Annotated in this window: 31 protein-coding genes; 20 read left to right on the top strand and 11 right to left on the bottom strand. The window is 70.7% G+C overall.

Annotation, left to right across the window (positions count from 1 at the left end; genetic code table 11):
* Nucleotides 1–32: 32 nt before the first annotated feature.
* The 6 genes from MQP27_RS21200 to MQP27_RS21175 all read left to right on the top strand — a co-directional run bounded on the left by MQP27_RS21200 (nt 33) and on the right by MQP27_RS21175 (nt 4,469).
* Nucleotides 33–659, top strand: coding sequence for a TetR/AcrR family transcriptional regulator (locus MQP27_RS21200; RefSeq protein WP_242766858.1), 627 nt, complete (start codon nt 33–35; stop codon nt 657–659).
* A 97-nt stretch (nt 660–756) separates the two neighbouring features.
* A complete protein-coding gene (locus MQP27_RS21195; RefSeq protein WP_242766857.1) occupies nt 757–1,107 on the top strand; it encodes a nuclear transport factor 2 family protein in 351 nt (116 codons plus the stop codon).
* Nucleotides 1,104–1,484, top strand: coding sequence for a nuclear transport factor 2 family protein (locus MQP27_RS21190; protein ID WP_242766856.1), 381 nt, complete (start codon nt 1,104–1,106; stop codon nt 1,482–1,484). The genes MQP27_RS21195 and MQP27_RS21190 overlap by 4 nt, the downstream gene beginning before the upstream one ends.
* Nucleotides 1,485–1,494: 10 nt before the next feature.
* The gene (locus MQP27_RS21185; RefSeq protein ID WP_242766855.1) at nt 1,495–1,815 is read left to right on the top strand and encodes an EthD family reductase; all 321 of its coding nucleotides are present in this window, start codon (nt 1,495–1,497) and stop codon (nt 1,813–1,815) included.
* Between the two features lie 48 nt (nt 1,816–1,863).
* Nucleotides 1,864–3,420: a class I adenylate-forming enzyme family protein gene (locus MQP27_RS21180; protein WP_242766854.1), complete on the top strand. Its 1,557-nt coding sequence runs from the start codon at nt 1,864–1,866 to the stop codon at nt 3,418–3,420.
* Entirely contained in the window at nt 3,417–4,469 is a 1,053-nt protein-coding gene (locus MQP27_RS21175) for an MBL fold metallo-hydrolase (RefSeq protein ID WP_242766853.1), read from the top strand. Before MQP27_RS21180 ends, MQP27_RS21175 begins: the two co-directional genes overlap by 4 nt.
* 60 nt (nt 4,470–4,529) lie before the next feature.
* On the opposite strand, the gene MQP27_RS21170 is transcribed toward MQP27_RS21175, so the two are convergent.
* The 3 genes from MQP27_RS21170 to MQP27_RS21160 all read right to left on the bottom strand — a co-directional run bounded on the left by MQP27_RS21170 (nt 4,530) and on the right by MQP27_RS21160 (nt 6,648).
* Entirely contained in the window at nt 4,530–5,279 is a 750-nt protein-coding gene (locus MQP27_RS21170) for an SDR family NAD(P)-dependent oxidoreductase (protein WP_242766852.1), read from the bottom strand.
* A gap of 36 nt (nt 5,280–5,315) precedes the next feature.
* On the bottom strand, nt 5,316–6,116 hold the full coding sequence (locus tag MQP27_RS21165) for an SDR family NAD(P)-dependent oxidoreductase (protein WP_242767149.1): 801 nt from the start codon (nt 6,114–6,116) through the stop codon (nt 5,316–5,318).
* Nucleotides 6,117–6,246: 130 nt separating this feature from the next.
* Nucleotides 6,247–6,648 carry a peptidoglycan-binding domain-containing protein gene (locus MQP27_RS21160; RefSeq protein WP_242766851.1) on the bottom strand — a complete coding sequence of 134 codons (402 nt, stop codon included), beginning with the start codon at nt 6,646–6,648 and terminating at the stop codon, nt 6,247–6,249.
* A 223-nt stretch (nt 6,649–6,871) separates the two neighbouring features.
* Here MQP27_RS21160 and MQP27_RS21155 point away from each other — a divergent pair, with 223 nt between their 5' ends.
* The gene (locus MQP27_RS21155) at nt 6,872–7,690 is read left to right on the top strand and encodes an SAM-dependent methyltransferase (RefSeq protein ID WP_242767148.1); all 819 of its coding nucleotides are present in this window, start codon (nt 6,872–6,874) and stop codon (nt 7,688–7,690) included.
* A gap of 18 nt (nt 7,691–7,708) precedes the next feature.
* Here MQP27_RS21155 and MQP27_RS21150 read toward each other — a convergent pair whose 3' ends face one another.
* Nucleotides 7,709–8,629 (bottom strand): helix-turn-helix domain-containing protein, encoded by a 921-nt coding sequence (locus tag MQP27_RS21150; RefSeq protein WP_242766850.1) that lies wholly within the window; start codon nt 8,627–8,629, stop codon nt 7,709–7,711.
* Nucleotides 8,630–8,782: 153 nt separating this feature from the next.
* A complete protein-coding gene (locus MQP27_RS21145) occupies nt 8,783–9,013 on the bottom strand; it encodes a DUF397 domain-containing protein (RefSeq protein WP_242766849.1) in 231 nt (76 codons plus the stop codon).
* A gap of 194 nt (nt 9,014–9,207) precedes the next feature.
* Here MQP27_RS21145 and MQP27_RS21140 point away from each other — a divergent pair, with 194 nt between their 5' ends.
* On the top strand, nt 9,208–9,711 hold the full coding sequence (locus MQP27_RS21140; protein ID WP_242766848.1) for an ATP-binding protein: 504 nt from the start codon (nt 9,208–9,210) through the stop codon (nt 9,709–9,711).
* Between the two features lies 1 nt (nt 9,712).
* A complete protein-coding gene (locus MQP27_RS21135; protein ID WP_372511264.1) occupies nt 9,713–10,240 on the top strand; it encodes a hypothetical protein in 528 nt (175 codons plus the stop codon).
* A 136-nt stretch (nt 10,241–10,376) separates the two neighbouring features.
* On the opposite strand, the gene MQP27_RS21130 is transcribed toward MQP27_RS21135, so the two are convergent.
* The 4 genes from MQP27_RS21130 to MQP27_RS21115 form a co-directional block, all read right to left on the bottom strand.
* A complete protein-coding gene (locus tag MQP27_RS21130) occupies nt 10,377–10,814 on the bottom strand; it encodes a nuclear transport factor 2 family protein (protein WP_242766847.1) in 438 nt (145 codons plus the stop codon).
* The gene (locus MQP27_RS21125; protein WP_242766846.1) at nt 10,805–11,611 is read right to left on the bottom strand and encodes an MBL fold metallo-hydrolase; all 807 of its coding nucleotides are present in this window, start codon (nt 11,609–11,611) and stop codon (nt 10,805–10,807) included. The genes MQP27_RS21130 and MQP27_RS21125 overlap by 10 nt, the downstream gene beginning before the upstream one ends.
* Nucleotides 11,612–11,670: 59 nt before the next feature.
* Nucleotides 11,671–12,288 carry a DsbA family protein gene (locus MQP27_RS21120; protein WP_242767146.1) on the bottom strand — a complete coding sequence of 206 codons (618 nt, stop codon included), beginning with the start codon at nt 12,286–12,288 and terminating at the stop codon, nt 11,671–11,673.
* A gap of 122 nt (nt 12,289–12,410) precedes the next feature.
* Nucleotides 12,411–12,905, bottom strand: coding sequence for a MarR family winged helix-turn-helix transcriptional regulator (locus MQP27_RS21115; RefSeq protein WP_242766845.1), 495 nt, complete (start codon nt 12,903–12,905; stop codon nt 12,411–12,413).
* Nucleotides 12,906–13,352: 447 nt separating this feature from the next.
* Here MQP27_RS21115 and MQP27_RS21110 point away from each other — a divergent pair, with 447 nt between their 5' ends.
* The 4 genes from MQP27_RS21110 (at nt 13,353) to MQP27_RS21090 (ending at nt 16,639) form a co-directional block, all read left to right on the top strand.
* Nucleotides 13,353–14,150 (top strand): helix-turn-helix domain-containing protein, encoded by a 798-nt coding sequence (locus MQP27_RS21110; RefSeq protein WP_242766844.1) that lies wholly within the window; start codon nt 13,353–13,355, stop codon nt 14,148–14,150.
* 12 nt (nt 14,151–14,162) lie between these two features.
* Complete coding sequence (locus MQP27_RS51705; protein ID WP_372511263.1) at nt 14,163–15,713, top strand: hypothetical protein; 1,551 nt, start codon at nt 14,163–14,165, stop codon at nt 15,711–15,713.
* 148 nt (nt 15,714–15,861) lie between these two features.
* Nucleotides 15,862–16,362: a hypothetical protein gene (locus tag MQP27_RS21095; RefSeq protein ID WP_242766843.1), complete on the top strand. Its 501-nt coding sequence runs from the start codon at nt 15,862–15,864 to the stop codon at nt 16,360–16,362.
* A gap of 70 nt (nt 16,363–16,432) precedes the next feature.
* Nucleotides 16,433–16,639, top strand: a complete 207-nt coding sequence (locus MQP27_RS21090; RefSeq protein ID WP_242766842.1) for a hypothetical protein — start codon at nt 16,433–16,435, stop codon at nt 16,637–16,639.
* Here MQP27_RS21090 and MQP27_RS21085 read toward each other — a convergent pair.
* Nucleotides 16,629–17,054 carry an ATP-binding protein gene (locus tag MQP27_RS21085; RefSeq protein ID WP_242766841.1) on the bottom strand — a complete coding sequence of 142 codons (426 nt, stop codon included), beginning with the start codon at nt 17,052–17,054 and terminating at the stop codon, nt 16,629–16,631. The genes MQP27_RS21090 and MQP27_RS21085 overlap by 11 nt on opposite strands.
* A gap of 393 nt (nt 17,055–17,447) precedes the next feature.
* Nucleotides 17,448–17,936, bottom strand: coding sequence for a MarR family transcriptional regulator (locus MQP27_RS21080; protein ID WP_242766840.1), 489 nt, complete (start codon nt 17,934–17,936; stop codon nt 17,448–17,450).
* Nucleotides 17,937–18,108: 172 nt separating this feature from the next.
* Between MQP27_RS21080 and MQP27_RS21075 the strand changes: the two genes are divergently transcribed.
* The 7 genes from MQP27_RS21075 to MQP27_RS21045 all read left to right on the top strand — a co-directional run bounded on the left by MQP27_RS21075 (nt 18,109) and on the right by MQP27_RS21045 (nt 25,099).
* A complete protein-coding gene (locus MQP27_RS21075; protein ID WP_242766839.1) occupies nt 18,109–19,260 on the top strand; it encodes a PP2C family protein-serine/threonine phosphatase in 1,152 nt (383 codons plus the stop codon).
* 104 nt (nt 19,261–19,364) lie between these two features.
* A complete protein-coding gene (locus MQP27_RS21070; RefSeq protein ID WP_242766838.1) occupies nt 19,365–20,267 on the top strand; it encodes an STAS domain-containing protein in 903 nt (300 codons plus the stop codon).
* The gene (locus tag MQP27_RS21065) at nt 20,264–20,680 is read left to right on the top strand and encodes an STAS domain-containing protein (RefSeq protein WP_242766837.1); all 417 of its coding nucleotides are present in this window, start codon (nt 20,264–20,266) and stop codon (nt 20,678–20,680) included. The genes MQP27_RS21070 and MQP27_RS21065 overlap by 4 nt, the downstream gene beginning before the upstream one ends.
* On the top strand, nt 20,680–21,126 hold the full coding sequence (locus tag MQP27_RS21060; RefSeq protein WP_242766836.1) for an anti-sigma regulatory factor: 447 nt from the start codon (nt 20,680–20,682) through the stop codon (nt 21,124–21,126). The genes MQP27_RS21065 and MQP27_RS21060 overlap by 1 nt, the downstream gene beginning before the upstream one ends.
* Complete coding sequence (locus MQP27_RS21055) at nt 21,123–22,181, top strand: ATP-binding SpoIIE family protein phosphatase (protein ID WP_242766835.1); 1,059 nt, start codon at nt 21,123–21,125, stop codon at nt 22,179–22,181. The genes MQP27_RS21060 and MQP27_RS21055 overlap by 4 nt, the downstream gene beginning before the upstream one ends.
* Complete coding sequence (locus MQP27_RS21050; RefSeq protein ID WP_242766834.1) at nt 22,168–23,925, top strand: PP2C family protein-serine/threonine phosphatase; 1,758 nt, start codon at nt 22,168–22,170, stop codon at nt 23,923–23,925. Before MQP27_RS21055 ends, MQP27_RS21050 begins: the two co-directional genes overlap by 14 nt.
* The gene (locus tag MQP27_RS21045) at nt 23,912–25,099 is read left to right on the top strand and encodes a PP2C family protein-serine/threonine phosphatase (protein ID WP_242766833.1); all 1,188 of its coding nucleotides are present in this window, start codon (nt 23,912–23,914) and stop codon (nt 25,097–25,099) included. Before MQP27_RS21050 ends, MQP27_RS21045 begins: the two co-directional genes overlap by 14 nt.
* Nucleotide 25,100: the final 1 nt, after the last annotated feature.

The raw sequence follows: 25,100 nt of genomic DNA, 5'->3' as shown, positions 1-25,100 counted from the left end.
TCGGTACCGTCCACGGAGGAGAGGGAGAGACGATGGCGAGGGCGCGGATCGTGGATCCGGAGGAGGGGCCCAGGTCGAAGCGCGGCGCGATCCTCGTGGCCGCCGTGGAGCGGTTCGGGGAGGACGGCTACGAGAACACCAAGTGGTCGGAGGTCGCGGACCGGGTCGGCATCGGGCAGACGGCCCTGTACCACTACTTCGAGTCCAAGGCCCACTGCCTGCTCACCATCATGCGCCTGGAACTGCAGCGCTCCCACGACCAGTTCGTCGAGGCCACGAGCGAGGAGACGGACCCGGTCGAGGAACTGCGCGCGGCCGTCCGCACCGCGTTCGCGGTGACCGAGCAGGAGATCCGCCAGATGCGCATCCTGCAGGCCAACATGTCCCTGCTCGCCACTCCGCGCAAGTCCAAGCGCGAGGAGACCGAGCGGGTCGCGGCCCGCCAGCTGGTGCAGATGGTCGAGCGGGACTGGACGACCCTGCTGATGCGCGGCATGTCGAAGGGCGCCTTCCCGGTCCGTGACGCGCACACCCTCGGTCTCGCCGTCCTCGGCATGATCGTCAGCGTCTGGCGGTGGTACCGCCCCACCGGTGCGATCCCGCTTTCCGAGATCAGCGAGATGATCGAAGGGTGCGTGGTGCGGATGGTCGCCGAGTAGACCCAGGCCCCGCCTCTTGTCGGCGGCGGGGCCGCTGCCGTACCGTGAAATTGAACTGAACTCAGGTTGCTTAGGTGCTGAGGGAGAGCGACAAGCAATGGTGCTTCGCGAATACATGGCCCGCATGGACGGCCAGGACCCGGAAAAGGCCCTCGAACTCCTCGAACCGGGCTTCCGGTTCCTGATCTCCCTGCCCGGCGGTCAACGCGCCGGCGCCTCCCGCGCGGACTTCGCCGGCTACATCGCCGGGCGCAACGCGGTGGACCGCAGGCACGAGATCGTGCGGTACGCGGTCGACGGCGACGTCGAGACGGCGTACGGCTTCGTCGTCGACGGGGGAGTGACGACCGGCGCGTTCCTGTCCGCCGTGCAGGTGTCGCCCGGCGGGCTGATGGCGAGCTATCAGTCGTTCTTCACGCCCGACTTCGACCTCGTGGACCGGCCGTGAGCGCCCCGGCCACGTCGGCCGCCCCGTTCCTGACTACCTGGTTCGGGATCCTGGACAGCGACGACGCCGACCGCATCCTCGACCTGATCAGCGACGACTTCTCCTTCTCGATCCTGTTCTCCACCGGCGGCGAGGTCGGCACCGACTTCCACGGCGGGCGGGCCGCGATGGAGGGCTACCTCGCCCAGCGTGAGGTCGGCACCCGCACCCACCACCTGCTGACCGCGTCCACCGTCGGCCGTGACGAGCTGTACCTAGGCGAGGTCCGCCGGTCCGGCGTACCGGAGGCGACCTTCGTGGCCTCGGCCCGGCTCGACGACCAGGGCCGGGTGCGGCGGCTGCTGATCGGACGATCGCCCGCGGTCCTGTTCGCGTGAGGAGGGCACGATGTACAACCTCGTCCTGCTGGCCGCTCGGCCGCCCGAGTGGACGCACGAACGGTTCATCGCCTGGTGGCGCGGCGAGCACGCCGAGCTCACCCGGCACCTGCCCGGGCTGAGGTCCTGGCGCCACACCGACATCGACGCGGCCCTCGAACCGCGCTCAGAGGGCTGGGACGGCGTGTCCGTCCTGAGCTTCGACACCGCCGAGGACCTGCGCAAGGCCCTGCAGAGCTCCGAGTGGGCGGCGGCCGTCGCCCAGGTAGGCGACATGCGCGGACGGCGGATCGCCGTCATGGGCGGCGAGATGGAGATGTACGGCGGCTGAGTCCGCCCCTTCCCGACATGGGCCCTTCGCGACGAGGCGAGGAAGTGGATGCGACAGACAGTGCGGGAGTTCTACGAGCGTTCCGAACGCGGCGACTTCACGGCGGTCGTCGACGATCACGGACGCCACGGTGCGCGCGAACTGCTGCGGCGGGCAACCGAGTTGGCGGACGCGATGAGCCCGGACGGCACGCCTCGTGATTCCCTTGAGGGCACGCAGAGCGGCACCGTCCTCCTCCAGGCCGACAACTCGTGGCGCACGGTCGCGGCGACTCTCGCCGTCGGCCGGACGGGCGGGGTCCTGGCGCTGGTCAACCGGCACACCACGCGGGCCGAGTTCGCCGCCGCCGTCGAGGACATCCGGCCGGACGTCCTGATCGCCGAGCCGTCCGCGATCGAGGAGTGGGGGGCCCACCAGGCCCTCCCGGACACGCGGTCGGCCGAGGCCCTCGACGGCTGGACGGTGCTCGCCGGACGCGGTCCCCGCGATGCCTCCCGCTGGTCCGGCGGCAGCGTCATCGGCCTCACCTCCGGCTCCACCGGCCGGCCCAAGGGCGTCGTACAGTCCGAGAGCGCCCTGCGATACGCGTGCTCCTGCACGATCGACGTCAACGGCCTGCACGCGGGGGACGCGGTGGCCGCCGTCGTCCCGCTCTCCTCCACCGCCGCCTACTGCTTCGGCGTCTGCCTCGCGCTCATGCTGGGCGGGCCGCTGGTCCTGTCCGGCCGTTGGGACCGCGAGGAGGCGCTGGCCCGCATGGCCGCGAACGACGTGCGGTGGACCATGTGCGTGCCGACGATGGCCCTCCAGATGGGCTCGGCGGCGGCCGGCTCGAAGGTCCTCGACGGGGTCCGCTCGATCACCGTGGGCGGCGGACCCATGGACCGGGGCGCCCTGGCCCGCGCCGAACGCTCCCTGGGTACGAGGATCCTCCGCGTCTTCGGCATGTCCGAGTGTCTTGGGCACACATCGCCCAGCCCGGACGACCCGGAGGAGATCCGCCTCGGCCGTGACGGGAGGCCGTTCCCCGGCACGGAGTTGAGGGCAGTCGCCGCCGACGGCAGCGTCCTGGCCCCCGGCGTGACCGGGCAGGCCCAGGTGCGTGGCCCGTCCCTCTTCCTCGGATACGCCCGTGACGGCAAGGTCGAGCCGCCGGCGCTCACACCCGACGGCTTCTTCCCGACCGGAGACCTGCTGGTGACCGGCGAGGACGGCACGGTCACCGTCATGGGCCGGGAGAAGGACGTCATCATCCGCGGCGGTCGCAACCTCGACATCACCGAGATCGAACGCGCCGTCGCATCCCATCCCGCGGTGGCCCGCGTCTGCGTGACCCCCGTACCCGACCCGCTCCTCGGCGAACGCGCCGCCGTGCTCGTCGTGATCGAGGACGGCAGCCCGGAGCTCAGCCTCGAAGAGATCACCGCCCACCTCGCCCGCACCGGCATGTCCAAGGCCAAGTGGCCCGAATTCGCCTTCATCGTCGCCGAGTTGCCGCAGACGACCGTCGGAAAGCTCGACCGGTCGGGAGCCCGCAGGCTCGCCCACGACCTGCACGCGCGACTCGCCGCACACCCCGAACAGCACCGCCAAGGAGATGCATGACCACCCCCACGACCCGAACCTCCCGCTTCGACCGAGGCCGTTGGGCGCAGGCCGGACCCGAGACCGTACACCCCGGTGTCCACCGCATTCCGCTCCCGCTGCCAGAGGACGGGCTACGGGCCGTCAACATCTACGCCCTCGAAGGGCTCACGGATGGACTGGTCCTGATCGACGGCGGCTGGTCGATCCCCGAGTCACGCAAGGCACTTGAGGACGCGCTGGCCCAACTCGGCCACGACCTCGGCGAGATCAGTCATGTCCTCGTCACGCACATCCACCGTGACCACTACACCCAGGCCGTCGAACTGCGCAGGCTGCTGGGCTCACAGGTCTACCTCGGCGCCGGCGAACGGCGCGGCCTGGAGCTGCTGGGGGAGCTGTGCACGGACGAACCGGTCAGCTCGCTCTCCACACTGCACCGGGCCGGCGCGCACGACCTCGCCGACCGGGTCGCGTCGATGTACGACGACGCCTTCGACGTCACCGTCTGGGAGGCGCCGGACCGCTGGCTGGGCGCGGAGGAACTCCGTTTCGGGGACAGGCGATTGACGGTGGTCCCCACCCCTGGCCACACCCAGGGCCATGTCGTCTACCTCGATCAGGCGCGCGGCCTGCTGTTCTCCGGCGACCACGTCCTGCCCCACATCACTCCGTCCATCGGCTTCGAACTCGGCGCTCCCGCACTGCCGTTGGGCGACTACCTCGACTCCCTGCACCTGATGACGACCCTCGCCGACGCCCGGCTGCTGCCCGCCCACGGCCCGGTCGGCAACAGCGTGCACGCCCGGGTCGGCGAGCTGCTGGCCCACCACGACGACCGTCTCGCCGAGACGCTGGCGGCGCTCGGCGGCCGTACCCGCACTGCGTACGAGGTGGCGGGCGAGCTGGGCTGGACCCGGCGCAGGGTGTCCTTCGCGGAGCTGGGCGTCTTCGACCGGATGCTCGCCGTCAACGAGACAGCGGCGCACCTGGACGTGCTGGTCGCCCGCGGCCGGGCCTGTCGCATTGAGGCCGACGGAGTCGACTCGTACGCGGCTACGGCTGCTTGAGGTGACTGGCGGACTGTACGCGGCGACGGCAGCTTGAGGCGGCGAGGGGCCGGGCACGGCTCAGCGCGCCGTCCATCCTCCGTCGACGTAAAGCTCGGAGCCGGTCATGAAGCTCGCGTCGTCGGAGGCGAGGAAGGCCACGGCGGCTGCCACTTCCTCCGGCGTACCGAGCCGTCCGAGCGGCGTCCCCTCGACCATCGCGGTCAACCGGGGCGTGTCGCGCCACAGTTCGCGTGAGCGGGGCGTCTCGATGAATCCGGGGTGAAGTGAGTTCACCCGCACACCGCGCTTGGCCCAGTGCAGCGCAGCGTTCTTCGTCATCAGACGTACGGCGCCCTTCGCCGCGTGATACGAGAACTGGGCGCCGAAGCCGCCCACCGTGCCGAAGATCGACGCCACGTTGACGATCGAGCCGCCGCCGGCGCGCTCGATAGACGGGCCGGCGTGCTTCATGCCGAGCCAGACACCGGTCTGCGTCACGGCGAGGACCTGGTCCCAGGACTCCTGGGTTTCGCTCTCCACGGTGCGCATCGAAGCGATGCCCGCGTTGTTGACCAGCACGGACAGCTCGCCCAGCGCGTCGGTCGCCGCGGCGACGACCTCCTGCCACGCCGACTCGTGGGACACGTCGAGGGCCAGGCCCAGTGCGCCACCCCCGACCTCCTCGGCGAGCTTCTCGCAGCGGCCGGCGTCGAGGTCGGTCACCACGACCGTCGCGCCCTCGGCCGCGAGCCTTCGTACGACGGCGTCACCGATTCCACCCGTGGCGCCGGTCACCAGCGCGGTCTTCCCGGCCAGTCTCGATCGCATCGCTTCCCTCACCTCTCGGTACGTCGTGCCCGGCCCTCAGTCCCGTACGCCGAGCCAGGCAAGGGCGCCGCCGTCGATCACGTACGACGCTCCCGTGATGAACGCGGCGTCGTCAGAGGCCAGGAAGCACGCCAGCCTGGCCACCTCGTCCGGTCGGCCGAGTCGCGGTACCAACTGGGGTGCGGTCAGCTCGTGTTCGAGGGCGGCGGGGTCCTCGGCGGCGGCCAGGTGGTCGCGGGTGAGCGGTGTTTCGATGACGCCGGGGCAGAAGCAGTTGCAGCGCACCGGCGCCAGGTCGACGGCGGTGACCTTGGTCAGGTGGATGACGCCGGCCTTGGTGACGCCGTAGGCAGGCGCGTCGGGGAAGCCGGTGAGGCCGGAGACGGAGGCCGCGTTGACGATGGCGGGCCCGCGTGTGGAGCGGCGCAGATGGGGTGCGGCGGCTTTGGTGGTCAGCCAGACGGCCTTGAGGTTGATCTGGTAGACAGCGTCCCAGACCTCCTCGGACAGCGAGTCCACGCGCCGGTCGGGTTCGGTGGTGAATGCGGTCTCGATCACGCCCGCGTTGTTGACGAGGACGTCGAGCCCGTCGAAGCGTCGCGCGGTTCGGGTGACCATCTCATCGATGCTGTGGCCGTCGCGCAGATCGCAGACGATCGTCTCGGCATGTGCCCCGGCGGCGCGCACGAGTTCCGCGGTCTCATGGGCGGTCTTCTCGTTGAGGTCGGCGACGGCCACCGCGGACGCGCCCTGGCGGGCCATCTCCACGGCGATCGACTGTCCGATGCCTTGCCCCGCCCCGGTGACGAGCACGGTCTTACCGTCCAAGGAACCCACCATGAATCTGCTCCCGAGCGCTCGCCATGTAACCTGAACTGAACTAGCTTCATTTCAATTGAGTCTAGGTTCGAGATGGGTGGCTGACAAGGTTCGGGACAGACGGCTGCGGCGGACTCGCCGCCCGTGCTCACCCCCAGCTGGTGTAGCCGTTCTCGTACTCGAAGCAGCTGATCGTCTTGGGGCCCGCTATGCCGTCGACGCCTCCCGCGCACCAGGAGTACTCGCTGGTGCTCTGGATGAGCCTGGTCCAGGCTCGGGTGTTCTGGCCGAAGATGCCGTCAACGGTGAGTACGTCACCGTACCGGTGGTTGATCTGGCGCTGCCATGACGGGACGCAGGCGTCCCTGCTGCCGTACGAGAGGTCGTAGTTGGGTACCAAGAACTGCTCGTTCCCCGGGATGAGCGGATTGTCGTAGTACTTGAGCTGGCAGACCGTGGTGGAGGCTTCGGCGGGAGCCGCGACGATGAGTGATGCGGCGGCCAGTGCGATCGCCGCGCAGGAAGCGGCGATGAGTCGAGCGCGGATCATGGAAGTCTCCTCTGTCGGACTGGCTGCACGATCCAACTGCCCTGCTCTGTAAGGGAGTTGTGAAGCGGCCGCAGGAGACTACTACGCGCCGCCGTCCTGGTCGCCGACCGGAGCAAGCTCGCAGGCGCCGGCGCAAGGAGGTGGCTGGGGCAAGTGTCTTGTCTCTAGGATGTGTTGCCTGGCGCGCGTGACAGCTCGGCGCGACGTGGGACTGGGGGAGACGATGGAGTCCGGGAAGCGGTTGTCCACCAAGATCGATGCCACCGTGCCGACGGCCGCGCGCATGTACGACCACTATCTGGGCGGCAAGGACAACTACGCCGTGGACCGCGCCGCGTGCGAGGAACTGGACAAGGTCGTGCCCAGCACGCGCGCGCTGGCCCTGAACAACCGGCGCTTCCTGCAGCGCGTGGTCGGAAGGCTGGCCGAGGACTACGGCATGCGGCAGTTCCTCGACCACGGATCCGGGCTGCCGACGCAGGACAACGTCCACCAGGTGGCGCAGCGGATCGACCCGGCGTCGCGCGTGGTGTACGTCGACAACGACCCGATGGTCCTGGTGCACGGCCGGGCGCTGCTCGACCAGAACGATCGCACCGCGGTCATCCAGGCCGACCTCCGCGAGACGGAGGAGATCTTCTCCCACCCGGACACCAAGCGGCTGATCGACTTCTCGCAGCCGGTGGCGGTGCTGTTCAACTCGGTGTTCCACTGCATTCCGGACAGCGAGACCGACGGACCCCTTGCGGTGGTGCGCCGCGTTACCGAACGGCTCGTGCCCGGCAGCTGCCTGGTGATGTGTCAGCTGGTCAGCGAGGACCCCGAGGTCCGGGACTTCGTGACCGGCTTCATGGATCAGGCAACGCAGGGACACTGGGGCCGGGTGCGGCAGGAGAAGGACGTCGCGGAGTGGTTCGAGGGAATGGAGATCCTCGAACCGGGCCTGGTGGAGGTGTCCACCTGGCGGCCCGACAACGAGGTGGCGCCCCGTCAGGCCACCCAGGAGTGGATCGAGTTCGGCGGCGTGGCCCGCATCAGCTGACCGGAAGCGGGCGAGGGCTCACACGGCGCCGTAGCGCTCCTGTGCGGTGGCGCGGAGCAGCGCCAGCGACTCGCGGGGATCGAGGGCGTCGTCGGCCAGTTGGTCCAGGGAGACCCGGTACTGCTCCGTCTCGTCGCGGTCCTCCAGGAACGTGGCGCTCCTGATGTGCTCCAGGTAGACGATGTCGGGCAGGTCGAGGCCGCCGAAGCGGAGGTAGGTGACGGGGATGGCCGGCGCGGAGGCGTCGGTCACCTCCAGCGGGACGATCTGGACGGTCACATGCGGCAGTTGAGCCATCGCGGCCAGGTGCTCGAGCTGCTCGCGCATGACCTCACGGCTGCCCAGGACACGCAACAGCACGGACTCGTCGACGATGGCCCACAGCTGCGGCGCGTCCGCCCGTTGGAGCAACTCCGCCCGCTTCATGCGCAGTTCGACGCGCCGCTGCACCTCGCGGTCCGGGGCCGAGGGCAGCCCGCGCTGCACGACCGCGCGGGTGTAGGCCGGAGTCTGCAGCAACCCGGGAACGTACTGGATCTCGAAGGTACGGATGGCGTCGGCCGCCTCCTGCAAGCCGACCAGCCGGTCGAACCACTCCGGCATCAGCCGCTTGTCGAAGCGCTGCCACCAGCCGGGCTCCCCGGCGCGCCGCAGCAGTTGCAGCAGCACCGACGATTCGTGTTCGTCCGCCCGGTACAGCTCCAGAAGCGCCCGGACGTCGCCTTCGGTGGGCGGCCTGCGTCCCTTTCCGGCCTCGATGCGGGACAGCTTCGCCGGGCTGAAACCGACGGCCCGGGCGGCTTGTTCCTGGGCGAGACCGGCGTCTTCGCGGATGCCCACCAACTGCGCTCCGACCAGCATCTTGAGCAAAGTCGGCGCGGGCTCGGTGCGGTTCAGATACGGTTCGAGGCGGGAGATTCGGGGTGACTCGGAGGGCATCCTGACTCCCTGTGGGCTGGGGACGACAGACCGCATTATCGCACCAACCTGCCTCCTGTCGCAGGCGTCGGCCCGTGCGGGGCACGGGAGTTGGTCCCCGCGGCCACAGTGGTCGCTGCGTTGCCGCATCCTTCACAGTAGTCGCCGCATCTTTCACAGCAGATGGTCGAACTCGCCCTCCCTGGCGCCGGCGAGAAAAGCGGCCACTTCATCCGGCGTGTAGATCAACGCGGGCCCGTGCGGATCACGGGAGTTGCGTATCGCCACACCTCCCTCCGCCAGGGCGGCCACCTCGACACAGTTGCCCTCGGCGTTGCTGTGCCGGCTCTTGACCCAGCGGACGTCCAGTGAACTCGCTCGCACCCCGTTCGGAACCGTTGACACCACTGTCTCCTCGCGCATGTCGTACCACTCGGTGAGTCCCCCGCTTCCCGGGCGACCTGTCCCGCGTGACACCGGCTGGCCGGAACTGCATGCAATTTCTCGTGAAATTGCACGAGTTCGCTCTCAGCGTGGATAATAACCAAGACGCCAACCTTCATGCCGACGCCCACCCTGACGTCACCTCAGGAGAAGCCGTGTCGCTGCCCGCGCACCCAGCACCCTGGTTCGACCCCGCTGTTCTCCAGCCGGGCCGGGCCGCAGCTCCTGGTGTCGCGGGACGTGTCCCGTCGAGGACGGCCCAACTGCGTCTGCCCAGCGAGCGCTCTGGCTGCGGACAGGCTCGTGCATTCACCGAACGCGTCCTCACCGGCTGGGAGTTGGACCACTGCCTGGACGACGCCCTGACTATCGTCTCCGAGCTGACCGCCAATGCCCTGCTGCATGCGGTACGGCCCGAAGCGGACGGCGAAACCGCCTCCGAGGTCCGGCTGCGCCTCACCCGGCGGCCCGCCCACCTAGTTTGTGCCGTCACCGACCAGAGCCCCAGCGTGCCGACCGGCCCGCACACCGCCGACCCGCTCCAGGAGCACGGCCGGGGCCTCTTCCTGGTCGAGGCCCTCGCCCAGCACTGGGGCTGGACGCGCACCGCTTCCACCGGCAAGACCGTCTGGGCCATGCTGCCCACGGAGCGCGGCTGACGTGACACCACGACCGGGACCTGCCGGCGATGATCTTCCCGCGACGGACAGAAAGATCCCGGCAGCACTCCACGACGTCGGCCTCGTCTCCTGGCGCGACATCGAGGACGTCTCCGGATCGGCCGCCGCCATCCCCTTCCTCCTCGCCGCCGTCGCCTCGGGCGACGCGCCCGCCGCACGCGACGCGCTGGACCGCCTACAACACAGGATCTGCCAGTACCGCTTCGTCGTGGGCCAGGCGACAGCCGTCACCGTCCCCTTCCTCTGGGATCTCGCACAGCGTCCCCAGATCACCTGCCGGGCCGAGATCCTGCGGCTCCTGCGGGACATCGCCGGAGCCCGGCAGTGGGCGACGACCGCCGCCGTCTACCCGAAACTCCACCGCCATCACGGCGCCCACATCGAGTGGGAAAACGCGGCCCGCCGCGCCGTACGCGCCGAGCGCGGCGCGATCGCACGTCTGCTGACCGAGCGCGATGCCGACGTGGTCCACGCCACGAAGGAACTCGCCGCGACGCTTGCCGAGTGAGGACCAGGCGGGGGGACGGCTTCGCGGGAGTGATCGAGCAGGCATCTCGCGCCCCCTGTGGATCAACGTCAAGGACTGCTTGTGGGCCGACATCCTGCGCGCCAAGGCGGCCCGGGGTCGCGGAGACACCTCTGCTTCAGCGCCTCATGGCATCGAGGACGAGCGCGGTGTCCACGAACTGCTCGAAGCGGACGATCAGGCCGCCGCGTACGACGAACTGGTGGGCCACGCGTACGTCGATGGACTTGCCGGTCGCCTTGTTGGTCGCGGTGTAGCGGGCCAGCACGACGACGTTCTCGCCGTCGACGACATAGGTGTCGTCGTGCGCGGTCCAGCCGTCCCAGTCCTGGCCGAGCTTCTCCATGACGTTGGAGGTCACGCCCTCGGGCGTGCGGTAGGTGCCGGCGAGCGGGAAGCCGGCCATCTCCGTCCACTCCACGTCGGGCGCGAGCGTGGCCCGCAGGGCCGCCAGGTCACCGGCCGCGGAGGCGAGGTACTGGCGGCGCACCACATCGGCGGGCGCGGTGGAGGCCGCGAAGTCGCTGTTCTCGTACGGCACTTCGGTCAGCCCCACTTCATCTCGCCTTTGGCGACCTTCGCGCCGATCTGGGCGGCGATCTGCATGCCGTTGCCCGGGTAGCGCTTGATCAGCGCCTCGGTCAGCGCGGTTCCGTCGGCCGCGTTGCCGAGCTCCTCCTCGAAGGCGAGAAGGTACTCGCGGGTGGCGGCGATGGCGGATGCGTCGGCCGGGGTGCCGGGCAGGCGGTGGCCGGGGACGACCAACTCCGGGCTGAGCGCGGCCATTTCGTCCAGCAGGTCGATCCAGGCGGCGCGGTCACCGGGGGTGGGCGTGTCCGCGACCCACACGTGCTCCTGCTGGAAGAGCAGCACACCGCCGAGGAGGGCGCGGTGCTCGGCCTGCCAGAGGTAGTGGCGGTCGGGGAGTCCGGCCGGGCCGCCCTTGAGCTCGAAGCGGTGCCCTTCCAGGGTGAGGTCACCGGTCAGGGGCTCGATGTCGACGAGGCGGGTGGGCAGGTTCGGGCCGAGCGCGGCCCAGGCCTTGAGCTTGCCCTCGTACGAGTGCCGGATGTGCTCGATGACGATCGGCGTGGCGACGAACCTGGCCTCGGGGAAGGCGTCGGCGAGGACTTCGGCGCCGAAGTAGAAGTCGGGGTCGCCGTGACTGATGAACACGGTGGTGAGGCGCTTGCCGGAGTCGAGGATCTCGGCGGCCAGCCGGTGGCCGTCGGCGCGGGTGAACGCGGCGTCCACCAGCAACGCCTCCCTCTCGCCGGTGACGAGCGTGGCGGTCTTGTTCTCGCTGCCGACGGGGAAGTCGAGGTCGAGGACCTTGAAGGACAGGGTGCTCATCGATGGCTCCTTGAGGGGGAGTTGGCGGCGTGAGTATGGGGTGGGGGCAGGGGTGGTGATCAGCGGGCGCCGAGGGCGGTCAACTGTCGGTCGATCTCGTCGGCCGTGGCTCGACCCTGCGCCAGGGGCGTGACACGGTCACCGTCGACGGCGAGCAGGGTGGGAAAGCCGCGGACGCCCAGTACGGCCGAGCGGCGGAAGTCGGCCTCGGCGGCCTGCTGCGCCTCGGGGGACTCGAAGGCGGCGACGGCGGCGTCGGCGTCCAGCCCGGCGTCCTCGGCGACCTTCCGGTAGGTGGCCGGGTCGGACAGGCTCAGCCGGTCGACGTAGAAGACGTCCTGCAGTGCCGTGGCCAGCTCCGCCGCCCGCTCGGGGGCGACCTGGCGCAGGGCGGCCACGCCGCGGGCGGCGGCCTCGGAGTCCATCACGAACGACCCGTCGGCTGTCAGCCGCTCGTACGCCTCGCCGAACCGGGCACCGGTCAGCTCGGCGATGGCGGCATTCGCGCCCTGGACGTGGCCGAATTCCCGGATCGGGACCCGGCGGGAGCCGGTGAACAGCCCGCCGGAGACCACCTCGACCGGCAGGCCGGGGTGCCGTGAGGCGACCTCGCGCAGGGTCGGGGAGAACCCGTGCGACCAGCCGCAGTAGGCGTCGAAGACGTAGACCAGCTTCATCGGTACCTCGACAACGGTTGCTGCGCCCGCCCACTGCGAGCGCTTCACCTGACAGAACAGTAACTGACTCGTCAGATATTTCGCTGCTCGTGTGACGCCGACCGCAACGCTCCTCGCTTACGTCAGGGCAGGCGGGGCAGCTCGTCCCGAGCGGAGTGGCTGAGTATGCGCAGATCCTCGGCGAACCGCTCGCGGTCCTCCGGCGGCAGGGGTGCCAGGAAGTAACGGCGGATGTTCTCCACGTGCAGCCGCGACGCGCGCACGGTGGTCTCCTCGCCGTCCGGCGTCAGACGCACCAGCCGGCCACGACGGTCGTCGGGATCCTCTACCCGCTCGACCAGCCCGGCCGCCTCCATCCGGTCCACCAGGCGGGTCGCCCCGCCCGTGGTGAGAACCTGCTCCTGGGCGATGGTCCGCATCGACAGGCCCGGCCCGCCCGCCCGGCCCAGGATGAGCAGCACCTCGTACATGAGGTGGCTGATGCCGCACTCCCGCTCCAGCGAGCGGCCGAGGATGTACTCCAGCCGGCTCGCCGCCCCCTGCAACCGCCCGAACGCGAGCACCAGCTCGTTGTCCGCGGCCTCCTTCGCAGACGAAATCTCCGGCCCCTCACCCACAGCCCACCACCCGTCCGGTCCTCCACGGCATCGCCGTCCACCCACCGATCATGCCGTGGATCCGGCCCGGAGGAGACGCGGGGTGTGCGTGTCTGCTGACGTCCACGAACGCGCACCCGGCAGGCACGTCGGCGGCGCTGTGGAAGCCGACGGCGCGAGGGTTGTCAACACAGGAGCGGCGGCGCTCTCGGCGGTTGCCTCGTGGTCCCCGACCTGCCGCTGGCGGCAAGTCGGCACTGGCCGGGGCTCCGCCAGGCACCCCGAATGGGCATGCTCAGATCAAAGAATCGACCAGGTATCCGCAAAGGGGAGTCCGCCGTCGCCCCTCCTCCTCTCCCCGGCCCTAAAGTCGCTGGCCGGGCCAAGACGGGGGACCTGACGGTGGACGTGTACGCACAGCCTCATCCGGCGTTGCGAGGACTGGTTCAAGGCGCTTACCACGTGGGAGTGGAGACCCTTTCTCCCGGGGAGGTCGTCACGGTGCCGGCGAGTCTGTCGGTGTCGTTGAACCTGAACTTCGGCGAGCGCCTGGCGGGCCTGCCCGCCGCCTACGCGGCCGGCCCCGGTCTTCTCTACCGGTACGGCGGGCGCGAAACATCTTCGGTGCAGTTGGCGTGGATCGGTCTGCGGCTCACGCCGCTCGGCGCCTACCAGCTCCTCGGCATGCCGCCGTCCGACCTGGCCGGGCATGTCGTCGACGTGGCCGACGTGTTCGGGACTGGGGGGCGTGTGCTGGCCGAGCGGTGCCGGGCCGCGCGCAGCCATCAGGAGCGGTTCGCCCTGCTCGACGCGTTCCTGCTGCGCCGCTCCGCCGAAGGCCTTCGGCCCAGTGCGGAGATCGTACGGTCATGGCAGTTGCTCTCCCGCTCCGCCGGTCGGGCTCGGATCGTGGAGCTCGCGGCGGACGTGGGGTGGAGCGGCGACCACCTCGGACGGGTGTTCCGCCGGCAGGTGGGGCTGCCGCCCAAGACGGCGGCGCGGCTGATGCGGCTGATGAACCTGCTCGCGTGCGTCGACGCGGACCGGACGCGCTGGCCCGAACTCGCGGCCGAGCACGGGTACAGCGACCAGTCGCATCTCAACCGGGACATGCGGGAGTTCACCGGCATGTCGCCCTCGCAATACATCTCCCGGCTCCGGCCGTGCGGTTGCCTGGACGCGGCGCCCAAGCCCCCGGCCCGGTCCGGGCAGCCGGGCAGGGACACATCGGATTCGTTCAAGACGGTGCAAGCGGCGCGTTCGTAACCTGCGACGGAGATGCCACTCCCCACAGAGGACGCCATGCACTTCGCACACATAAGCCTGCCCCTGCGCCGTTGGGGCATCGCAGTGACCGCGCTGCTCGCCCTGACCTTCTACGTCGCCGCACCGGCTCCGCCGGCACACGCGGACATCGTGCTGGGAGACGTCCAGACCATCGCCGACATCGCGCGCGGCCAGACCCACCGCTTCGAGAGCCTCGGCGAGCCGGGACGCGTCTGCGATCCCGGATATCTGACGAGCTGCAGCGGCAACAAGGGAAGAGGCGAGTACTGGTGCGCCGACTTCGCCCGTTGGGTGTGGGACAAGGCCGGCTTCCACACCGAGTATCTCGACCCCCGCGCGCGCAGCTTCAAGGAACAGCGGGCCAGATACGGCGGTGAGCACTCCGCGCCGCAGGTCGGTGACGCGGCCCTGTTCCACGACGTCTACGGAAACGCCAAGGGCGTGGTCCACCACGTGGCCGTCGTGGTCGCGGTCGACGGCGGTTCGGTGACCATCGTCAGCGGTGACGTGGGCGGCGAGGAGAACACCACGGGCCCCGAGGGCAACGAAGAGGCGCACTACGCGCACACTGCGAAGGTCCGTGAGGACACGCTCAACTCCGCACCGGGCACGATGTTCGGAAACACCGAGGCGATCGACGGCTACGTCAGCCCCGTGCCCAAGAGCCAGCCGCTGAACGGCGGCGGAGGCGGTGGAGGCGGCGGCGGGGGCGGTGGCGCCGGCGGGGGCGGCGGCTCCGACAAACTCTGGATGAACACCTTCGCCACGGCCACCGGGCGCGATCACGGCGGGAAGCTGTACGCCGGGCGCAACTACGTCTTCTGCCGGGAGTGGGGTACGCAGGTGGGCTCCGGCGGCGCGTACAACCACTGGTGGCTGTACACCGACATGGACACCGGTGGGCGGGACTTCGTCTCCGCGTACTACCTCAGCGGTCAGGGCAACGACGTCGCCAAGGACGAGAACGGCAATGACCTGCCGACCTGCGACGGCACCACCACCGGCACGGGCCGCAGTGGCGGACGCGCCTGGGTGAGGACCTTCGCCGCCGCCAAGGGACTCAACGACGGAGGCACCCTCAACGCGGGGCGCAACTACGTCTTCTGCAAGATCTGGGGCGACAAGGTCGGCTCCGACAGCGCCTACAACCACTGGTGGCTCTCCACCGACATGGACACCGGCGGCAAGGACTTCGTCTCCGCGTACTACCTCAGTGGCCAGGGCAACGACGTCGCGCAGGACGAGAACGGCGACGACATTCCCGAGTGCGCCTCCGGGGACGACGCCGGCGGCAAGGTGTGGGTGAAGACCTTCGCCACCGCCTCCGGACGCGACCACGGCGGCGCCCTGTACGCCGGCACCAACTACGTCTACTGCAAGGTCTGGGGTACGCAGGTGGGGTCCGGCAGCGCCTACAACCACTGGTGGCTGTACACCGACATGGACACCGGTGGCCGGGACTTCGTCTCCGCGTACTACCTCAGCGGCCAGGGCAACGACGTCGCGAAAGACGTCAACGGCCAGGACATCCACACCTGCTGACACAGGGCCAGACCATCGATCCCCACTCGACAACCGCCCTGGGCCGTCTTGCATCTTGGCCGAGGGCGGCTGTCGAGTGGGGGGACCGACGGAGGCCGGGACGTCGCCCGGGATGCGCCGTTCTACGAAGGAGTTGCATACTCACCGCATGGCCTTGTGCCCTGGGCGGTTCCGGGATCCACGCAGCACCGAGTACGACTTCATCAGCTTGATCATTGTGCGGTGTCCCGGTTGCGAGAAGGCCGCTCGTGTCGTTCCAGCGCCCGAAGCCTCTGATCCCGGCGGCCGGATCGTGTTCACGCCGCGACGTCTGGTCTGTCGTGACTGTGGACTCTCTCGAGTGTGGAGCGGCCGCCGTGTCGCGCTCCCCGCCGGCACAGCTCAACCCGCGACGGATCCGTACTTCGGTATGCCTTTGTGGCTCCAGGTCGCGACCCGGCACGGGTGGTTGTGGGCGTACAACCTCGAACACCTCGACTTGATACGTCGTTTCGTTCAGGCACCGCTGCGGGAACGAGCGCCCTGGTACGACACCGGGCAGAAGATGACGTTGGTGGCCCGTCTCCCGGCATGGATCAAGCGGGCGAAGAACCGGGACGAGATCCTGCGTGCCGTCAGCCGCATCCAGGCCTTGCTGGTTGCCGCCTGACCTGCTCACTGGCGTTCAAACGTCACTCGAACTTGATGTCTGGTTGGGCTGTCCGACGGACGCCGAGCCGATGACGACCGCGGCCCGCAGGACGGTGATGGGTACGCCGGAGGCCCAGCAGAATCTGGCCCACCTCGGCCTCGACGGTCTCCTCGAAGCCGTCCCCGGCGCCCAGCGCATGCGCCCCCATCGCCCCGGCCATCAGGCGGAACAGGCCCGGTCCAGTGTCGTCGGCGTTCGCATGGACGCCGGGTCACTCGCGGCGGTCACATGCTGAGTCCTTCGCCGAACACGTCGGCCGCCTCAACCGGCAGTTTGAGCGTCGCCTCGATGGTCTTGCCCTTCGGCCCGGTCCTGACGCGTACGTCCGACGCGAGGTCGAGTACCAGTGGCCAGCCGAAGCCTCCCGGCTCCCAGACGGGAGTGCAGCGTCGTCGCGGTGGGTCGGGGCTGGCGTCCGACACGGTCACGGTGAGCGTGCCGGGGCCGGTGCGCAGGCCGAAACCGGTCACGCCGCCGGCGTGCCGGAGAGCGTTGGTGACCAGCTCCGAGACCACGAGCAGCGCGGCGTTGACGGTGTCCTGGTCGCTCGGCGCGATCACGGACAGATAGGCGCGCGTCAGTTCCCGCGCGCGATCGGCGGTCCACGGGGCACGGTGCGGGCTTCGGTCCTTCCGCGGGGAAGGGTGCACAGGTGCACCTCCATTGCGTTCTCTTCGTTCCCTTTGTTCGCATGCCCGCGAGATCCGGTATCAGGCAGGCCGATCCACGCGGTCTGGTCCCGAAGGCGTGATGCGCCAGGGGTGGACTCGGTAGCGGTCGAGAGGTTCACCACATCGATGCAAGTCGCGACGGCTCGGGGTACCCGGCAGCAAGAGGGTTTCCTCGCGCAATAGTTGTCGTTTGACAACTATGGGCGTGAGGCAAGAAAGTAAGCCGTGTCGGACGCGCACGGGGGAAGGATCAGGAATGCTCCACTGGGCGCAAGCCGCTCCGTGCGCAGGTCACGGCCACCGCGAACCGGCCGACGGCCGGGCGTCGCGCTGCCGCACCCGGGCGATCCGGGCCGTGCCCCGCGTGGAGGCTCAAGCCGTCCGGCTGTCGGGTTCCTGTACGTCGGCGTCGTTTATCCGGAAGGCCGCCGCGTCGCAGAACGCCTCCAGGCCGTCGAGCAGCGCGGTCCTCTGGGCCGCGGACATCTGGTCCAGTACGACCTGGAGTTCGCGCTCCCTGCGCGTGCGCAGGTCCGCGAGGAAGGCGCGCCCGCGACTGCTGAGGTGCAGCCGCACCTCGCGCCGGTCGGCCGGGCTCACCACGCGGTCCACGAAGCCGGCGGCCTGGAGCCGGTCGCACAGACGGCTGGTCGAAGGCGGTGTGGAAGCGAGGGAGTCGGCGAGCGTGCGCAGGTTGACGCCGTCATGGTGCTCGAGGATGAACAGCACACGCAGCTGGGACGCCGAGGCGGGCGCCGTCGAGGCTCGGCCCCAGAGCACTTCCAGCAGCTCCGCGGCCGTCGAGGTCACGCGGGCGACCTGGTCAGCCGGTGGGCGGGGGCGGAAGGCAGTCACGGTCACACTCTCGCAGGCGTCGGGACGGCCGCCAGCGTACTAGGCCCGGCGGCGCGCGACAGATCCACGGAAGCGGACGGGACGCCCGGTCCGGCCGCCGCGAACGGTCTTGACCCTGGGCACAGGCCCATGAGCGTTCGACGTGAAAGATTGGTGTTTTCTCATCGTGAACAGATTCATGACCGCCGAGCGCGCCCTGCGTACGGCGGCCCCCCATGCGCTGCTCGACGCTGTCCGCGGTGTACTGGTCGACCAGTACGCCGCGGACACCGTCGAGCTCTTCCTGGCCGACTACGGCCTGACGGTGCTGCAGCCGGTGTCCGCGCTGCCGCACACCTCGAAGCCGGTGCCGGTGCACAACAGCCCCGAGGGCCGCGCCTTCGCCGCCCAGGAGCCGTTCGTGGAACGCCTCTCGCCGGACAGGGCGCGGGTGCACCTCCCGGTCACGGTGCGCGGCGACCGGCTGGGCGTGCTGTCGGTGACCTTCGGCGGCGGCGAACCGGCGGTCCGCAAGCAGATGGCGGAGCTGGCCGAGATCGCCGAGGTGCTCGGCCACGAAATGGTCGTGGCCGACCGGGACACCGACCTCTACCTCCAGGCCCGCCGCAAGGACCGGCTCACCCTGGCCGCCGAGATGCAGTGGCAGCTCCTGCCCGGCCGCTCCTGCGCCCGGCCCGAGTTCGAACTGGGCGCCCAACTCGAGCCCGCCTACGCCATCTTCGGCGACAACTTCGACTGGTCGGCGACGGCCGACCACCTCATGCTCTACGTCACCAACGGGATGGGCGAAGGCATCGAGGCCGCCCTCCTGACGAACCTGGCCGTCAACGCCCTGCGCAACGCGCGCCGGGCCGGCCTCCCCGTTGCCGACCAGGCGGCCCTGGCCGACCAGGCGGTGTACGCCCACTACCGGGGCCGTAGCTATCTGTCGATGCTGATGTTCGACTTCGAACTCGCCACCGGACGCGCCTGGGTGGTGGACGCCGGATCGCCACGGACGCTGCGGCTGCGGGGCCGGACCGTGGAGCGGATCTCCATGGAGGCGCAGCTGCCGCTGGGCATGTTCGAGGAGACCGACTACGTGGCCCAGGAGTTCCGGGTCGAGCCGGGCGACCGGCTGGTGTTCGTCAGCGACGGTGTCTACGACGTGGCCTCCCCGAAGGGAGAGACGTACGGCGAGGAGGCTTTGACCCGGGCGATCCAGGCCACTCGTCTGCTGCCCGCGGCCGAGGTGCCGCGCGCCATCCTGCGGGAGCTGACCGGCTACCGCGGCCGGTCCGCCCCGGACGACGACGCCCTGGTCGTCTGCCTGGACTGGCACGGGCGTTGACCCGGACGGCGATCACCTTGTTCGCGCCTCAGCCCCACCGCTAATGTTTGTCGTACGGCAACTATTTGCTGGAGGGGGCCCAACGATTCGCACCGAAGGAGACGATGCAAGTGACGGAACAGGACACGGCGACGCGCGAGACGGCGGCACAGCTGGTGGAAGCCTTCCTCAAGCAGCGTCGCGAGCAGATCGCCCAGCGCTGGGCGGACGCCCCCTTGTTCCGTACGGTCTTCACCGTCTCCCGTGACGAGGCGGTGGAGGCCTGCAAGGGCGTGGTGGACGCCCTGGCGGAGGTCCTGGCCGGTGGGCGCCCGGAAGACATCACGGCACCCGAATTCGCCACGGTGCGCGAGCAGTTGGGGCATGTGGCGGCGTCCCGGGCCCGCGGCGGAGCCACCCCCGCGCAGATCGCCGACGATGTCGCCGCCCTGCGCCCGCCGGTCACCGAACTGCTGCGCGCGGAGTTCGCCGACCCGTCCGGAGTGCAGGCGGGAGAGGCGGTGCTGCTGCTGTCCGTTGTCATGGGCACCCTGCGCCTGGTGGTGATGGAGACCGCGCTGAGCGCCGGCGAGGAGCTGATGGAGCGGCAGCGGCAGCAGCTGCTGGAGGTGGCCACGCCCGTCATCCAGCTGTGGGACGGCATCGTCGCCGTACCCCTCATAGGCACGCTGGACAGCGCCCGCAGCCAAGTGGTCATGGAGAGCCTGCTGGAGGCCATCGTCGACCAGCGTGCCGCGTACGCCATCCTCGACATCACCGGTGTGCCCATGGTCGACTCGCTCGTCGCCCAGCACCTGCTCAAGACGGTGGCCGCGGCCCGGCTCATGGGCGCCGAGTGCATCGTCTCCGGCATCCGTCCCGCGATCGCGCAGACCATCGTGCACCTGGGCATCGACCTGGGAACGGTCGTGACGCGCTCCAGCCTGGCCGACGCCCTCGCCTACGCCCTGGCACGGCAGGGCATCGCGATCCCGGCCCCGTCGGCCTCCCGGGTGAGCCCGTCATGACCGTGCCGTGGCCGAGCCGGCCGGCCCAGGTGCCCGTGCTGGCGCTCGGCGATGTCCTGCTGGTCACCCTCCAGGGCGAGTTGCTCGACACGGCGGCCGAGCAACTCCAGCAGGACATCGCCCAGCGCGTCGCCCGCAGCGGCGCCACCGGCGTCGTCATCGACATCTCCGGCGTGGACATCGTCGACTCGTTCCTCGGGCGGGTCCTCGCCGAGATCGCCGCGAACGCCCGGCTCATGGCGGCCCGCACCGTGCTGGCCGGGATGCGGCCGGCCGTGGCGATGACCCTGGTCGAGCTGGGACTCACCCTGCCCGGCCTGGCCACCGCACTGGACGTCGAGCGCGCGCTGGAACTGCTGTCGGGCCACCCCCTGGCCGCCGTGCCGTCCGACCCGGGCAAGGAGGACACGTGATGGAGGCCGTCTCACGGCCAGTCACGGCCGAACTGCCCATCGGCTCGGACGCGGACCTCTCCCGGGTACGGCAGCGGGTGCGGCAGGCCGCGACCGACCTCGGATTCGGACTGGCGCAGCAGACCAAAGTGGTCACCGCCGCCAGTGAGCTGGCCCGCAACACCCTCGTGCACGGGGGCGGCGGACTCATGGAGATGACATCGCTGGACGACGGACACCGCAGAGGGCTGCGCCTGTCCTTCGTCGACCACGGCCCCGGCATCCGTGACGTCGAGCTGGCCTTGACGGACGGATACACCAGTGGCGGCGGCCTCGGCCTCGGCCTGGGCGGCGCCAGGCGGCTGATGCAGCACTTCACCATCGACACCACTCCCGGTCAGGGCACCACGGTCACCGTCGAGGCCTGGGAGCAGGGCGTGCCCACCGCCCGCCGGGGGACGCCATGAGCAGGGTGTGGGACATCCCGGTGCACGACTCGACCCGGGTGCGGGACGTCCGCGTCGCGGCCGAGGCCGCCTGCCGGGACGCCCACCTCGACACGCGGCGCACCGACGACGCCGCGCTGGTCGCCACCGAACTGGCGACCAACCTGCTCAAGCACGGCGGCGGCGGGCGAGTCGTGGTCAACCTCGTGGAGCCGCCCGACACCCACGGGGGAGCGCGCGCCGTGGCGGTGCAGCTTCTCTCCCTCGATCACGGCCCCGGCATTCCCGACGTCGCCGCGGCCGTGCGGGACGGCTTCACCACCACCCCCTCGTCCCTGGGTGCCGGGCTCGGCACCTGTCGGCGCATCTCCAGCGCCTTCGACCTGTACAGCGTGCGCGGACGGGGGACCGTCGTACTCGCCCGCATCGGCTCCGACACCCACCCGCGGCCGACGGCGGCCCGGGCGGGCGGGATCAACATCCCCCTCGCGCACGCCGAGCACTCCGGCGACGCCTGGGCCTGGTCCCGCTCCGGCCCCCTGCTGACCCTGCTCCTCGCCGACGGCCTCGGCCACGGCACCAAGGCCGCCCAGGCCTCCTCCGCCGCCATGGCGGAGCTGCACCGTACGGCCCATCTGCCGCCCGCCGACATCCTGCGCCGCCTGGACACGGCGCTGCGGCCCACCCGGGGCGCGGCCGTCGCCCTCGCCCAACTCGACAGCGGCGCCGGCACGCTGCGTTTCGCCGGCGTCGGAAACATCGCGGCCCGGCTGCGCACCGACGGTGTGTGGCAGCCCCTGGTCTCCCACCCCGGCATCGTCGGCGCGGCCTTCCCGGCCACCGTGCCGGTGGTGCGGCAGCCGTGGAGCGCGGACAGCCTGCTCGTGCTGGCGAGCGACGGTCTGCCCGGCCGCTGGACACCGCCCGACGACCCGCATCTGCTGACCCGCGACCCCGCGCTGATCGCCGCTGCCGTCCTGCGGGACGCCGGCAGCGCGGCCAGCCCCTTGCGCGACGACACCAGTGTGGCCGTACTCGCCCCCGAACGCCGGACCGAGGCCCATGACCGACTGTGACACCTGGAAGATCGGTTCGGCCGCCGAGGCGGCCCGCGTCCGCGCCTGGCTGGCGCGGCTGACCGCGGACGCCGACGTACCGGTCGTGGAGCGGACCCGCTTTCTGACCTCGCTCACCGCGCAACTGCGCCGGAGCCTGGGCGCGGGGGACGCGGAGATCGTCGTCGCCGCCCCGCAGGCCGGCGGTCGGCTCCGGATCACCGTACGACCGTACGACGGCACGCCCTGGCGGCACACCCTCACCTGCCGTGCGCCCCTGTCCCGCCCGTGGACCGCGCCGGCGGACCTGGACCCGGTGGAACTGGCCCATGCCCTGCTCGCCCAGGACGAGGACACCGCCGCCCTGCTGGCGCAGCTGGACGAGGCGGAGAACCAGGTCCGCTTCCACCGTGAGGAGCTGCACCAGACCAACCAGGGCGTACTGGCCCTGCACGCCGAACTGGAAGCCGCCGCCCAGACCCAGCGCGCCCTGCTCGAAGCCGAGCAGGCCGCCCGCGCCGACGCGGAGAACGCCCGCCGCCTGCTGACCTTCCAGGCCGGTGCCAGCGCGGCCGTGACCGCCTCCCTCGACCACGCGGCCATCCTGCAGCGGCTGCCCGACCTCCTGATCCCCGACTTCGCCGAAAAGGCCGACATCTGGCTCTTCGACGAGGACGAGGCGTCCAGCCCGGGCGACCATCCGGCCGCCGCCGTGGCCGCGGCCCGCAGCGGACGGCCCCAGCACGCCGCCCTCCACCCCCTCGGCCTGCCCGGCGTCGACGACCTGCCGCCCTCCGTCCTGTCCCCCGAGCGGCCGCTGCTGTGCATCCCGCTCACCGCACCCCGCCTGCTGGGCGTGCTCACCCTCACCCCGCCGGGCCCCCGCTTCGACCCCGACGCCGCCGTCATGCTGATCGACCTGGCCGGCCGCTGGGCCGTGGCCCTGGACCACGCACGCAGCTACGAACAGCACCGGGACGTCGCCGAGGCACTCCAGCAGGCCCAGCTCACCGAACTGCCCGCCGCCGAGGGCCTGCGACTGGCCGCCCGCTATCTGCCCGCGACCCGTGGCCTGAACATCGGCGGAGACTGGTACGACGCCTTCGTACAGCCCGACGGAAGCGTCCTGACCGTGATAGGAGACGTCACCGGCCACGGCCTGAACGCGGCCGTGCTGATGGGCCAGTTGCGCACCGCGCTGCGGGCCTACGCCGCGGAGGACGACAGCCCGGCCCGCATCCTCACCAGACTGCACCGCATGCTCATCCACCAGCATCCCGCCCTGTACGCCACCGCCGTGGTCGCCCGCTTCCGCCCGGGGGACCCGACCCTGGTGTGGGCCGCAGCGGGACACCCGCCCGCACTCGTGCGCACCCCCGACGGCACGGTCGAGGTCCTCGACACCAAACCGGGGATCATGCTGGGTGTGCCGCTGCCCTACACCTACGAGGACCACACCCTCCAGCTCCCGACCGGTTCCACCGTCGTCCTGTACACCGACGGCCTGGTGGAGCGCCGCGCCCTCGGTATCGAACCCGGTATCGAACGCCTGGCCGACGCGCTGGGCGCGTTGAGCCCCGCGGACCTGGAAGACCTGGACGCCTGCGCCGAGGCGGTCCTCAAGCCCTTGCTGCACGACTCGGAACGCGACGACGACATCTGCCTGATGCTGTGCCGCACCCTTCCCGTCCCCGACGTCGGCGCTCCGCAGGGCGATACGGTGAAAGCCACCACAGGGGAGGGCACCGTCCGTGAACACCTCTGAACCCGCCCCCTCGGCGGAGAGCCGACTGCGCGCGGCCCCTCCCCACGCCCTGGTGTCCACGGCGGCCGACCTGCTCGCCGAGCTCGCCGGAGCCCAGGACGTCACCCTGCTGCTGGCCGACTACAGCCTGACCCTCCTCCACCCGGTCACCCATCTGCCCTACACCGCCGACCCGCTGCCCGCGCGCAACGGCCCGGCCGGCACCGCCTTCACCACCCAGACCCCCACGATCGAGACCCTCTCCGACCCGGCCGCCGACCTCGTCCACCTGCCCATCACCGTCCGCGGCGACCGCATGGGCGTCCTCTCCGTACGGCTGCCCGCCGGCCGCACCGATCCGCCCCTGGTGCTGCGGCTCGCCGAGTTCGCCACCGCACTGGGCCACGAGGTGAGCACCGCCGACCGCGACACCGACCTCTACGTGCAGGCGCGCCGCACCCGGCGCCTCACCCTCGCCGCGGAGATGCAGTGGCAGTTGCTGCCGGGCCGCGGCTGCGCCCGCGACGAGTACGTCATCGGCGCCCACCTCGAACCCGCCTACACCGTCGGCGGCGACAACTTCGACTGGTCCACCGGCGCCGACCACCTCACCCTCACCGTCACCGACGGCATGGGCCAGGGCATCGACGCCTCCCTGCTCACCAACCTGGCCGTGGGCGCACTGCGCAACGCCCGCCGCGCCGGGATCGGCCTGGCCGACCAGGCGAGCCTCGCCGACCAGGCCCTCTACGCCCAGTACGGCGGCAGGACGTACGCCTCCACCCTCCTGCTGCGCTTCGAACTGGACACCGGCACGGTCCACGCCGTGGACGCCGGTTCGCCGCAGCTGTACCGCCTGCGCGAGGACAGGATCGAGCGGATCGAACTGGACGCCCAGCTGCCGTTGGGCATGTTCGAGGAGACCCACTACGAGGAACAGACCTTCGGCGTCGAGCCCGGCGACCGGCTGATCGCCGTCAGCCGCGGCGTGCACGGCATCCGCTCGGCGAGCGGAGACCTCTTCGGCGAGCACGCCCTGCGCCAGGTGCTGAGCGCCACACGTGAGACACCCCCGCACGAGACCGCCCGGGCCGTCGTCGCGGGCCTGATCGAACACTTCGGCAGCAAGGACCTCACGGCCGACGCCGCGGTGGTCTGCCTGGACTGGAGGGGCCGCGAACGGTCAACGCCCTGAC

The sequence above is a fragment of the Streptomyces cylindrosporus genome (genome assembly GCF_022698165.1).
GTDB classification, from domain to species: Bacteria; Actinomycetota; Actinomycetes; order Streptomycetales; family Streptomycetaceae; genus Streptomyces; species Streptomyces cylindrosporus.
The sequence above is the reverse complement of the archived record's forward strand: the minus strand, read 5'-3'. Positions and strand labels throughout refer to the sequence as shown.

Excerpts from the sequence above, each read along its gene's own strand:
- MQP27_RS21200 (WP_242766858.1), top strand. The coding sequence starts at position 33 with ATGGCGAGGGCGCGGATCGTGGATCCGGAGGAGGGGCCCAGGTCGAAG.
- MQP27_RS21195 (WP_242766857.1), top strand. The coding sequence starts at position 757 with ATGGTGCTTCGCGAATACATGGCCCGCATGGACGGCCAGGACCCGGAA.
- MQP27_RS21185 (WP_242766855.1), top strand. The coding sequence starts at position 1,495 with ATGTACAACCTCGTCCTGCTGGCCGCTCGGCCGCCCGAGTGGACGCAC.
- MQP27_RS21180 (WP_242766854.1), top strand. The coding sequence starts at position 1,864 with ATGCGACAGACAGTGCGGGAGTTCTACGAGCGTTCCGAACGCGGCGAC.
- MQP27_RS21175 (WP_242766853.1), top strand. The coding sequence starts at position 3,417 with ATGACCACCCCCACGACCCGAACCTCCCGCTTCGACCGAGGCCGTTGG.
- MQP27_RS21170 (WP_242766852.1), bottom strand. The coding sequence starts at position 5,279 with ATGCGATCGAGACTGGCCGGGAAGACCGCGCTGGTGACCGGCGCCACG.
- MQP27_RS21160 (WP_242766851.1), bottom strand. The coding sequence starts at position 6,648 with ATGATCCGCGCTCGACTCATCGCCGCTTCCTGCGCGGCGATCGCACTG.
- MQP27_RS21155 (WP_242767148.1), top strand. The coding sequence starts at position 6,872 with ATGGAGTCCGGGAAGCGGTTGTCCACCAAGATCGATGCCACCGTGCCG.
- MQP27_RS21150 (WP_242766850.1), bottom strand. The coding sequence starts at position 8,629 with ATGCCCTCCGAGTCACCCCGAATCTCCCGCCTCGAACCGTATCTGAAC.
- MQP27_RS21125 (WP_242766846.1), bottom strand. The coding sequence starts at position 11,611 with ATGAGCACCCTGTCCTTCAAGGTCCTCGACCTCGACTTCCCCGTCGGC.
- MQP27_RS21120 (WP_242767146.1), bottom strand. The coding sequence starts at position 12,288 with ATGAAGCTGGTCTACGTCTTCGACGCCTACTGCGGCTGGTCGCACGGG.
- MQP27_RS51705 (WP_372511263.1), top strand. The coding sequence starts at position 14,163 with ATGCCACTCCCCACAGAGGACGCCATGCACTTCGCACACATAAGCCTG.
- MQP27_RS21095 (WP_242766843.1), top strand. The coding sequence starts at position 15,862 with ATGGCCTTGTGCCCTGGGCGGTTCCGGGATCCACGCAGCACCGAGTAC.
- MQP27_RS21090 (WP_242766842.1), top strand. The coding sequence starts at position 16,433 with ATGACGACCGCGGCCCGCAGGACGGTGATGGGTACGCCGGAGGCCCAG.
- MQP27_RS21075 (WP_242766839.1), top strand. The coding sequence starts at position 18,109 with ATGACCGCCGAGCGCGCCCTGCGTACGGCGGCCCCCCATGCGCTGCTC.
- MQP27_RS21070 (WP_242766838.1), top strand. The coding sequence starts at position 19,365 with ATGCAAGTGACGGAACAGGACACGGCGACGCGCGAGACGGCGGCACAG.
- MQP27_RS21065 (WP_242766837.1), top strand. The coding sequence starts at position 20,264 with ATGACCGTGCCGTGGCCGAGCCGGCCGGCCCAGGTGCCCGTGCTGGCG.
- MQP27_RS21060 (WP_242766836.1), top strand. The coding sequence starts at position 20,680 with ATGGAGGCCGTCTCACGGCCAGTCACGGCCGAACTGCCCATCGGCTCG.
- MQP27_RS21055 (WP_242766835.1), top strand. The coding sequence starts at position 21,123 with ATGAGCAGGGTGTGGGACATCCCGGTGCACGACTCGACCCGGGTGCGG.
- MQP27_RS21050 (WP_242766834.1), top strand. The coding sequence starts at position 22,168 with ATGACCGACTGTGACACCTGGAAGATCGGTTCGGCCGCCGAGGCGGCC.